Source organism: Streptomyces sp. NPDC093071, assembly GCF_044754545.1.
Classification (GTDB): Bacteria; Actinomycetota; Actinomycetes; order Streptomycetales; family Streptomycetaceae; genus Streptomyces.
On the sequence record NZ_JBIVPH010000001.1, the window covers coordinates 176,194 to 186,523 of the forward strand.

1 protein-coding gene is annotated in these 10,330 nt (G+C 77.8%); it reads right to left on the bottom strand.

Translation table 11 applies throughout. The features are described from left to right. Positions 1-23: 23 nt before the first annotated feature. Positions 24-10,319 carry an SDR family NAD(P)-dependent oxidoreductase gene (locus ACIQD7_RS00755; RefSeq protein ID WP_402438116.1) on the bottom strand — a complete coding sequence of 3,432 codons (10,296 nt, stop codon included), beginning with the start codon at positions 10,317-10,319 and terminating at the stop codon, positions 24-26. Positions 10,320-10,330 lie beyond the last annotated feature (11 nt).

Sequence of the window (10,330 nt, forward strand, 5' to 3'; positions counted from 1 at the left end):
GCGGCCTCCTCTCGTCGGCGGGGTCAGGAACGGAACTCGGAGTCGATGAAGCGGAGCAGTTCCTCCGCCGTCGCCGGGGCGCCGGCCGCGTCCGGGTCCGCCGCCGGTGCGGGGGCCAGCCGGTCCAGGAGGTGGTCGGCGAGCGCCTCGGGCGTCGGGTGGTCGAAGACCAGGGTCGCCGGGAGCCGCAGGCCGGTGGCCCGGCCGAGCCGGTTGCGCAGCTCGACCGCGGTGAGCGAGTCGAAGCCGAGCTCCTTGAAGGTCCGGCCGTCGGCGCCGCCGTCCGCGCCGGGCGCGGAACCGAGGACGGTGGCGATGTGCCGGAACACGGTGTCGGCCACCAGCTCCCGGCGCCGTGCCGGCTCGGCCGCCGCGAGCCGCTCGGGCAGCCCGTCGCCGGCCGGCGCCTCCTCGGCGACGGCCGTGCCGGTCCTCGGGCGGACCAGCGAGCGCAGCGGCGGCGCGAGTTCCGTCTCCGCCGCGAGCCGGGCCGCGTCGAGCCGTACGGCGGCGAGCGCGGGTTCGCCCGCCTCCAGGGCCGCGTCCAGGAGGGCGAGGCCGTGCGCCGGGGACAGCGGCAGGAGGCCGCCGCGGTCCATCCTGGCCCGGTCGGCGCGGGACAGCGCGCCGGTCATGGCGCTGTCGGACCGCCACAGGCCCCATGCCACGGAGGTGGCCGGGAGGCCCGCCCGGGCCCTGGCCGTCGCCAGGGCGTCCAGGTGGACGTTGGCGGCGGCGTACGCGCCCTGGCCCGCGCTGCCGACGAGACCGGCCGCCGAGGAGAACAGGACGAACGCGGCGAGGTCGGCGTCCCGCGTGAGCCGGTCCAGGTGCCGGGCGCCGTCGGCCTTGGGCCGCAGCACCGCGTCGAGGCGGGCCGGGTCGAGGGTGCGCAGCGTCGCGTCGTCGAGGACGCCCGCGGCGTGCACGACCGCCGTCAGCGGGTGCGCGGCCGGGATGCCGGCGAGCAGGGCGGCGACCCGCGTCTCGTCGCCGACGTCCGCGGCGACGGAGGTCACCCGGGCGCCGAGGGCGGCGAGTTCGTCGTGGAGGGCGCGGTCCTCCTCCGTGTGCGCGCCGCGCCGGCCCACGAGGAGCAGGTGCCGCGCGCCGTGCCGGGCGGCGAGGTGGCGGGCGACGAGCCGGCCGACGCCGCCGTACGCGCCGGTGACCAGGGTGGTGCCGTCCGGGTCGAGGGGCCTCGGGACGCGCAGCGCCACCTTGCCGGTGTGCCGGGCGAGACTGAGGTGGCGCAGGGCCCGGGGGGCCTGGGCCACGTCCCACGCGGTGACCGGCAGCGGCGTGAGGACGCCGGTCCGCAGCAGCTCCACGAGGTCGGCGAGCATCTCCCCGATGCGGTCGGGGCCCGCCTCCATGAGGTCGAAGGAGCGGTAGCCGACGCCGTGTTCGGCCCGGACGCGGAAGGCGTCGCGCAGGTCGGTCTTGCCCATCTCGACGAACAGGCCGCCGGGAGCGAGCAGTTCGAGGGAGGCGTCCACGAACTCTCCCGCGAGGGAGTTGAGGACGATGTCGACGCCGCGCCCGCCGGTGGCGGCGCGGACGGCGGGGACGAAGGACAGGTCGCGGGAGTTGCCGATGCGGTCGGCGGGCAGTCCGGCGGCCTCGGCGGCGGGGTGCTTGGCGGGGCTCGCGGTGCCGAAGACGTGCAGGCCCCAGTGGCGGGCGAGCTGGATCGCGGCGCCGCCGACGCCTCCGGCCGCGGAGTGGACGAGCAGCCACTGCCCGGGTTTCGCGTCGGCCAGGTCGCTCAGGGCGTAGTACGCGGTGAGGAAGACGGCGGGCACGGTGGCGGCCCGCGCGAAGTCGATCCCCTCGGGGATCGGGGCGAGCAGCCGGTGGTCGGTGACGGCGACCGGGCCGATCCCGCCGGACACCAGGCCCATGACCCGGTCGCCGGGGGCGAGTCCGGCGACGGCGGCGCCCGTTTCGAGGACCACGCCGGCCGCCTCGGTGCCGAGTTCGGCCTCGCCCGGGTACATGCCGAGGGCGAGCATGGCGTCGCGGAAGTTCAGTCCGGCGGCGCGGACGGCGATCCGCACCTCGTGGTGGCCGAGGGGCCGTGCGGGCACCGGGCGGCGCACCAGGTCGTCGGCGGAGCCGCTGCCGCCGGTGGCGAGGCGCCAGTTCCCGTCCGGGTCGGCGGCCGGGGCGAGCGCCGGCCGGTGCGGGCGGAGCCGGGGCACCAGGAGTTCCGTGCCGCGCAGCGCGAACTGGTTCTCGTCGCCGGCCAGGACCCTCGGCGGCACGTCCGGGCCGGGGCGGTCCGCGTCGATCAGGACGACCCGGCCGGGTTCCTCGGTCTGCACGCTGCGGACCAGGCCCCAGACGGCGCCGCCGACCGGGCCCGCGACGCCCTCGCCGGGCACGGCCTCGACGGCGTGCCGGGTCCGTACGACGAGGCGGACGGGGTCCAGGCGGGGTGTGGCGAGTCCGGTCCGCAGGGTGCCGACGAGTCCCTCCAGGGTGTCGCGCAGGGTCTCCGGGCGGTCGTCGCCGGGGTCGGGGACGGGCAGGACGAGGGCCCCGGGCGGCGGGGCGCCCGCGTCGAGCGCCGCCAGGACGGCGGTGAGGTCGGGGTGCTCCGGCGAGCCGAGCTCCCACACCGCCGGTCCGGCGGCGGGCTCGTCCGTGCCGGGTGCCGTCTCCCAGCCGAGGGCGTACAGGGAGTCCGCCCCGACGGGCTCGGCGACCCGGAAGGCCACGGCGTCGAGGTCCGCCACGGGGGTGCCGTCGGTGCCGGTCAGCGTCACGGACACGGTGTCGCCCGCGCCGCGGCGCAAGTGCGCGCGCACCGGGTCCGGCACGTCGCCGTACCGCCGCAGGCCGCGCCAGCTGAAGGGGAGCCGGACGGTCCCGTCGTCGGGGAAGAGCCCGGCGACGCCCGCGACGTGCAGGGCGGAGTCGAGCAGCGTGGGCGCGATCCGGAACCCCGTCGCCGGGCCGGTCGTGGACAGCTCGGCGTACGCCTCGCCGTCCGACCGCCACGCGGCACGGACGCCGCGGAAGGCGGGGCCGTACTGGTAGCCCTTGAGCGCCAGGTCGTCGTACAGGGCCTCGACGTCGACCGGTTCGGCGCCGGCCGGCGGCCAGGGGGCGGGGTGTTCCCCGAAGGGGGTCCCGGGGTGCTTCCCGGCGGGGGCGAGGCTCCCGGTCGCGTGGGCGGTCCACGGCGCGCCGAGCGGATCGGCGTCGGCACCGGCCCCGTCGGTCCGGGGGTCGGCGGGCCGGGCGTGCACGGTCAGGGGCCGTACGCCGTCCCGCTCCGGGGGTCCGACGGCCACCTGGATCTCGACCGCGCCGCCGTCGGGCGCGTCCGGCGCGAGCACCAGCGGCTCCCGCAGGACCAGTTCCTCCAGCTGTCCGGCGTCCGTCAGGCCGCCCGCGTACAGGGCGAGTTCGGCGAGGACGGCGCCGGGCACGAGGACCGTGCCGTTCACCGCGTGGTCGTCGAGCCACGGCTGCTCGTGCGGGGAGAGCCGGCCGAGGAGCAGCAGTCCGTCGCTCCCGGCGGTGCGGACCGCTCCGGTGAGCAGCGGGTGGCCGGCCGGGCGGAGGCCGGCGGGCGCCGGTCCGGTCGCGGGCGCGGGGACGGCCGGGTCGAGCCAGTGCCTCCGCCGGTCGAAGGCGTACGTGGGCAGGGGCGGAAGGCCCGGCGTCCGGGCCCCGGTGTGGGCGGTCCAATCGACGGGCACGCCCTGGACCCAGGCCTCCGCGACGGAGCGCAGCACCCGGTCGAGGCCGCCCTCGTCCCGGCGGAGCGTGCCGAGGACGGCGGTGGCGTCGCCGCCGGGCGCGGCGTCGAGGACGTCCTGGACGCCGACGCCGAGCACCGGGTGCGGGCTGATCTCGACGAACACCTCGTGGCCCGCCGCCAGGGCGGCTTCCACGGCCGTCCGCAGCCGCACGGTCTCGCGCAGGTTCCGGTACCAGTAGGCGGGCCGGCCGAACTCGGGGTCGCCGGGCGCGACGGGCTCGCCGGTCACGGTCGAGAAGATCCCGGCCGTGAAGGCGTCGCGGGGCTCTACCTCCGGGAGCACGGCGAGGAGGTCCGCCTCCAGGGACTCCACCTGGGCGGAGTGGGAGGCGTAGTCGACGTCGATGAGCCGCACGCGGACACCCTGCTCGTCGAAGGCGCGGCGGACCCGTTCGACCTGCTCCGGTTCGCCCGCGACGACGGTGGAGCGGGGTCCGTTGACGGCGGCGACGCCCGCCGTCGCGCCCGTCGCGTCGAGCACCTTCCGGACCTCGGTCTCGTCGGCGGCCACCGACAGCATCGCGCCGCCGCCCGCGAGGGCGCGCAGGGTCCTGCTGCGCAGGGCGGCGACGGCGGCCGCGTCGGCGAGGGACAGCGCCCCGGCCGTGGGGGCCGCGGCGATCTCGCCCTGCGAGTGTCCGATGACGGCCGCCGGGCGCACCCCGAACGACTCCCACAGCGCGGTGAGTCCGGTCATGGTCGCCCAGAGGACCGGCTGGACGACGTCCACCCGGGACAGGTCGGCGTCGCCGCGCAGCGCGTCGAGGAGGGACCAGCCGGTGAGCGGGTCGAGGACGGCCGCGGCCTCGGCGATCCGCTCGGCGAACGCGGGCGAGCGGTCGAGGAGTTCGCGGGCCATGCCGGGCCACTGGGCGCCCTGGCCCGGGTAGAGGAAGACCGGGGCGCGGTCGGCGGGGGCGTGGCCGGTGACGGAGTGCGGGGACGGGGTGTCGTCCGCGACGGCGGCCAGTCCCGCGAGGGCCTCGGCGCGGTCTCCGGCGACGACGACCGCGCGGTGCGCGAACACGCCCCGGGCTCCGGCGAGTTCGGCGGCGACGGCGCGCAGCGCGGTGTCCGGGCGGGCCTCCAGGTGGGCCAGCAGGCGCCGGGCCTCGCCCCTCAGGGCGCCCGCCGACTTCGCGGACAGGACCAGGGTGTACGGGGCGCCGCCGCCCGGCTCGTGGCCGGGTCCGCTCTCCGGGCGGTCCGGTGCGGGAGCCTCCTCGATGACGACGTGCGCGTTGGTGCCGCTCATCCCGAACGCCGAGACGCCGAAGCGGCGCGGCCGTTCGCCCGCGGGCCAGGGGGTGTTCTCGGTGAGCAGGGCCAGTCCGCCGCGCTCCCAGTCGACGTGCCGGGTCGGCGCGTCGACGTGGAGGGTGCGCGGCAGCGTCTCGTGGCGCAGCGCCTGGACCATCTTGATGATCCCGCCGACGCCCGCCGCGGCCTGGGTGTGCCCGATGTTCGACTTGAGCGAGCCGAGCCGGAGCGGGGGCCGGCCGTCCCGGCCCGCGCCGTACGCGTCGAGGAGCGCCTGCGCCTCGACCGGGTCGCCGAGGGTGGTGCCGGTGCCGTGGGCCTCGACGGCGTCGACGTCCGAGGGGGCGAGCCCGGCGTTGCGCAGCGCCTCCTCGATGACCCGCTGCTGGGAGGGGCCGTGGGGGGCGGTGAGGCCGTTGCTGGCGCCGTCCTGGTTGGTGGCGGAGCCCCGGAGCACGGCCAGGACGGGGTGGCCGTTGCGCCGCGCGTCCGACAGCCGCTCCACGAGGAGCAGTCCGACGCCCTCGCTGAAGCCGGTGCCGTCGGCGGCGTCCGCGAAGGCGCGGCAGCGGCCGTCCGGGGAGAGGCCGCGCTGCCGGCTGAACTCGACGAACGTGGCGGGCGTCGCCATCAGCGTCGCGCCGCCGACGAGCGCGAGGTCGCACTCCCCCGAGCGCAGTCCCTGCGCCGCCAGGTGGAGGGCGACGAGCGAGGAGGAGCAGGCGGTGTCGACGGTGACGGCCGGGCCCTCCAGGCCGTACGTGTACGAGATCCGGCCGGAGGCGACGCTGCCGGCGCTGCCGGTGCCGAGGTAGCCGCCGTGCTCGCGCGGGTCGGCCTGGGCCCGGCCGCCGTACTCGGTGTAGATCAGGCCCACGTACACGCCGGTGCGCGAGCCGCGCAGGCCGGCCGGGTCGATGCCGGCGCGCTGGAACGCCTCCCAGGAGGTCTCCAGGAGGAGGCGCTGCTGGGGGTCGGCGGCCCGGGCCTCGCGCGGGGACATCTCGAAGAAGTCGGCGTCGAAGTCGGCGGCGTCGTGGAGGAAGCCGCCGCGCCGGACGTAGGAGGTGCCGGGGTGGTCGGGGTCGTCGTGGAAGAGGCGGTCCAGGTCCCAGCCCCGGTCCCCGGGGAAGTCCCCGATGGCGTCGCCGCCGCGCTCCAGGAGCTCCCAGAGCTTTTCGGGGCTGTCGGCGCCGCCCGGATAGCGGCAGCTCATGGAGACGATGGCGATCGGGTCGTCGTCGGTCCGCGCGGCGGCACCGGTCGGGTTCCGCTCCCGGTCGGCCGGGGCCGTTCCGGCGGCCAGGTAGGCGGCGACGGCGCGGGGTGTGGGGTGGTCGAACACGAGGGTGGCGGGAAGCCGGCGTCCGACGACCCTGCCGAGGTGGTCGCGGAGCTGCACGGCCGTCATCGAGTCGATGCCGAGGTCGCGGAACGGCCGGTCGGGGCGGACGTCCCGGGGCGAGTCGTAGCCGAGGACGCCCGCGACCGCCCTGGAGACCGCGGCGAGCAGGTCCGCCGGGTCGGCCGGCCGGTCGGCGGCCGGTCCTGCGGGGTCGACGACGCCCAGGCGGCGGCCCGGCGCGGGGGCGGCGGGCGGGGCCTCGGGCAGGGGGCCGTCCAGGGTACGCAGCCGTATGCCCCCGACGGTGAGGACGAGGCGTCCGTCGGCGTCGACGGCGGTGGCCGCGAGTTCCTCGGGGCCGCGCCGGGTGACGGCGATCCGGGCCACGGGGGTGCCGGGGGCGTGCACGTGGACGTCGGTCCAGGCGAAGGGGACGGTGACGGCGGCGGCGGTGTCCGTGTCGGCGCCGCCGGTCGTGTCGCCGTTCGTGCCGCCGGCCGCATCGCCGGTCGTATCGCCGGTGGTGAGTCCGGCCAGGAAGGACGCCTGGAGCGCGGCGTCGAGGACGGTCGGGTGGATCGCGTACCCCGGCCCCGGGGTGCCGGGGACGACGTCGGCGACGGCGGTGGCGCCGTTCGTGCGGACCGCGCGCACCGCGCGGAGGGCGGGCTCGTAGTGCACGCCCCGTTCGGCGAGGGCCGCGTAGCCGGCGGCCGCGTCGACGGGCTCGCCGCCCTCCGGGAACGCGGCGGCGCCCTCCCCTTCCGTCCCGTCCGTACGCGCGGTGAGCACTCCGGTGGCGTGCAGCAGCCACGGCGCGTCCGGGGCCTCGTCGTCGCGCCGCGCGTGCACGGTGACCGCCGCGTCGCCGTCGTCCTGGGCGTGGACGGAGACCTGGAGCCGTACGGGCGCGTCCTCGGGGACGTCGACGGGGGCGAGCAGGGTCAGCTCGCGCACCCGGGGCAGGCCGACGCGCTCCCCCGCCGCGAGGGCGAGTTCGGTCAGCGCGCCGGAGACGAGCAGCGTGCGGTCCCCGAGGCGGTGTCCGCGCGTCCAGTTCCGTTCCGCGCCGGTCGCGGGGACGGCGCCGGTGAACAGCACGCCCGTGCCGTCGGCGCGTTCGACGGCGGGGCCGAGCAGCGGGTGGCCGCCGGGGTCGGCCGGGGCGGGCGCGTCCCCGCCGGTGCGGGTGTCGAGCCAGTAGCGGCGCTCCTGGAAGGCGTACGTGGGCAGCGGGACCGTCCGGCCGCCGGTGGCCGGACGGCGGATCTCCGCGCCGGCGACGTACAGCTCGGCGGCGGCGGTGAGCAGCTGGTCGAGGCTTCCGTTGTCGCGGCGGAGCGTCCCGGAGACGTGGACGGGCGCCTCCTCGTCCGGGCGGGTGTCCTCGGCCGTGTCGGTGAGGGCGGCGACGAGTACGGGGTGGGCGCTGACCTCCAGGAAGTGGCGGTGGCCCGCGTCGATCAGCGCGCGCACGGTGGCGTCGAGGAGGACCGGCTCGCGGAGGTTGGCGTACCAGTAGGCGGCGTCGAGCCGGGTGGTGTCGCCCGCCCCCGGCTCGGCCGTCACCGTGGAGTGGAAGGGGACGGTGGAGGCGCGCGGGCGCAGTCCGGCGAACTCGGCCAGGAGGGCGTCCCGCAGCGGTTCGACGGCGTGGGAGTGGGAGGCGTAGTCGACCGGGATCGGGCGGGCCCGCAGGCCGTCGTCGCGGGCGGCGGCGACGAACGCCGCGACGGCGTCGGCGTCCCCGGACACGACGGTGGAGCGGGGTCCGTTGACGGCCGCGACGCCGAGGTCCGTACGGTCGCCGACGCGGCGCCGCACGTCGTCGGCCGGCAGTTCGACGGAGGCCATGGCGCCGGTGCCCGCGAGGGCGAGGAGGGCCTTGCTGCGCCGGGCCACGAGCGCGGCGGCCTCGTCGAGGGAGAGGGCTCCGGCGACGTACGCGGCGGCGATCTCGCCCTGCGAGTGGCCGACGACGGCGGCGGGTTCGACGCCGAGCGCGCGCCAGGCGGCGGCCAGCGACACCATGACCGCGAAGAGGGCCGGCTGGACGACGTCGACGCGGGCGAGTTCGGGGGCGTCGTCCCGGGACACGACGTCGAGCAGGTCCCAGTCGGTGTGCGGTGCGAGGGCCTCGGCGCAGCGGGTCAGCTCGGCGCGGAACGGCTCGGAGGAGGCGAGGAGGTCGCGGGCCATGCCGGCCCACTGGGAGCCCTGGCCGGGGAACACGAAGACGGGGCGGGCGCCGGGGCGGGCCTCGCCGCGCGCGGTGCGGCGGGAGGGCACGCCGTCCGCGAGGGCCGCGAGTTCGCGGGCGAAGTCGTCCGGGGTGCGGCCGACGGCCACGGCGCGGTGCGGCAGGGCGGCGCGTCCGGAGCGCAGGGTGTGGGCGACGTCGGCCGGGGCGAGCCCGGGGTGGGCGTCGAGGTGGGCGCGCAGCCGGGCGATCTGGTCGTCCAGCGCCCGCTCGGTGTGGCCGGACAGCTCCCAGGCGACGGGCGGGGGCGCGTCCGCCGGACCGGGGGCCCCGGGCTCGGGCTCGGACGCGGGTTCCGGGGGTGCCTCGATGACGACGTGCGCGTTGGTGCCGCTGATCCCGAAGGAGGACACGGCGGCGCGGCGCGGCCGTCCCTTCTCGGGCCAGGGGCGCTCCTCGGTGAGCAGGGCGACGCCGCTGTCGGCCCAGGCGACGTGCGGGGACGGCGCGTCGATGTGGAGGCTGGCCGGCAGCACGCCGTGCCGCATCGCCTCGGTCATCTTGATGACGCCCCCGATGCCGGCGGCGGCCTGGGTGTGTCCGATGTTGGACTTCAGCGAGCCCAGCCACAGCGGATCGTCCGCCGCGCGCTCGCCGCCGTACACGGCGATCAGCGCGGCGGCCTCGATCGGGTCGCCGAGGCCCGTGCCGGTGCCGTGGCCCTCGACGGCGTCCACGTCGGCCGCGTCGAGTCCCGCGTCGTCGAGCGCGGCCCGGACGACCCGCTGCTGCGCGGAGCCGTTCGGGGCGGAGAGCTGGGTGCTGGCGCCGTCGGAGTTGACGGCGCTGCCGCGCAGCACGGCGACGACGGGGTGGCCCGCGGCGAGCGCGTCGGAGAGCCGTTCGACCAGGACGAGTCCGGCGCCCTCGGCCCAGCCGGTGCCGTCGGCGCCGGCCGCGTACGCCTTGCAGCGGCCGTCCGGGGACAGTCCGCGCTGCCGGCTGAACTCCACGAAGGTCGCCGGGGTGGCCATCACCGTCGCCCCGCCGGCCAGGGCCATCCGGCAGTCGCCCCGGCGCACCGCCTGGGCGGCGTAGTGCAGGGCGACGAGCGAGGAGGAGCAGGCGGTGTCGACGGTGACGGCGGGGCCTTCGAGCCCGAAGGTGTACGCGACCCGGCCGGACGCGACGCTGCCGGCGCTGCCGGTGCCGATGAACCCCTCGAAGCCCTCGGGGGCGCGGGCGTGGCGGGAGCCGTAGTCGCCGTACATGACGCCGGCGAAGACCCCGACGGACTGCCCGGACAGGGAGCGCGGGTCGATGCCCGCGCGTTCGAAGGCCTCCCAGGCGGTCTGGAGCAGCAGTCGCTGCTGCGGGTCGACGGTGAGGGCGTGGCGGGGGCTGATGCCGAACAGTTCGGCGTCGAAGTCCGCGGCGTCGTGGAGGAAGCCGCCCTGGTCGGCGTAGGTGGTGCCCTCCTTGGCCGGGTCGGGGTCGACGAGCCGGTCGAGCGGCCAGCCCCGGTCGCGCGGGAAGGGGCCGATCGCGTCGGTCCGCGACGCGACCAGCCGCCAGAGGTCCTCGGGCGACCGGACGCCTCCGGGATAGCGGCAGGCCATGCCGACGATCGCCAGGGGTTCGCCGGCGGCCTGCTCGACCTCGTCGAGCCGCGCGCGGGTGCGCAGCAGGTCGGCGGTGGTCCGCCTGAGGTAGTCGCGGAGCTTGTCTTCGTTCGCCATCGATAAACCGC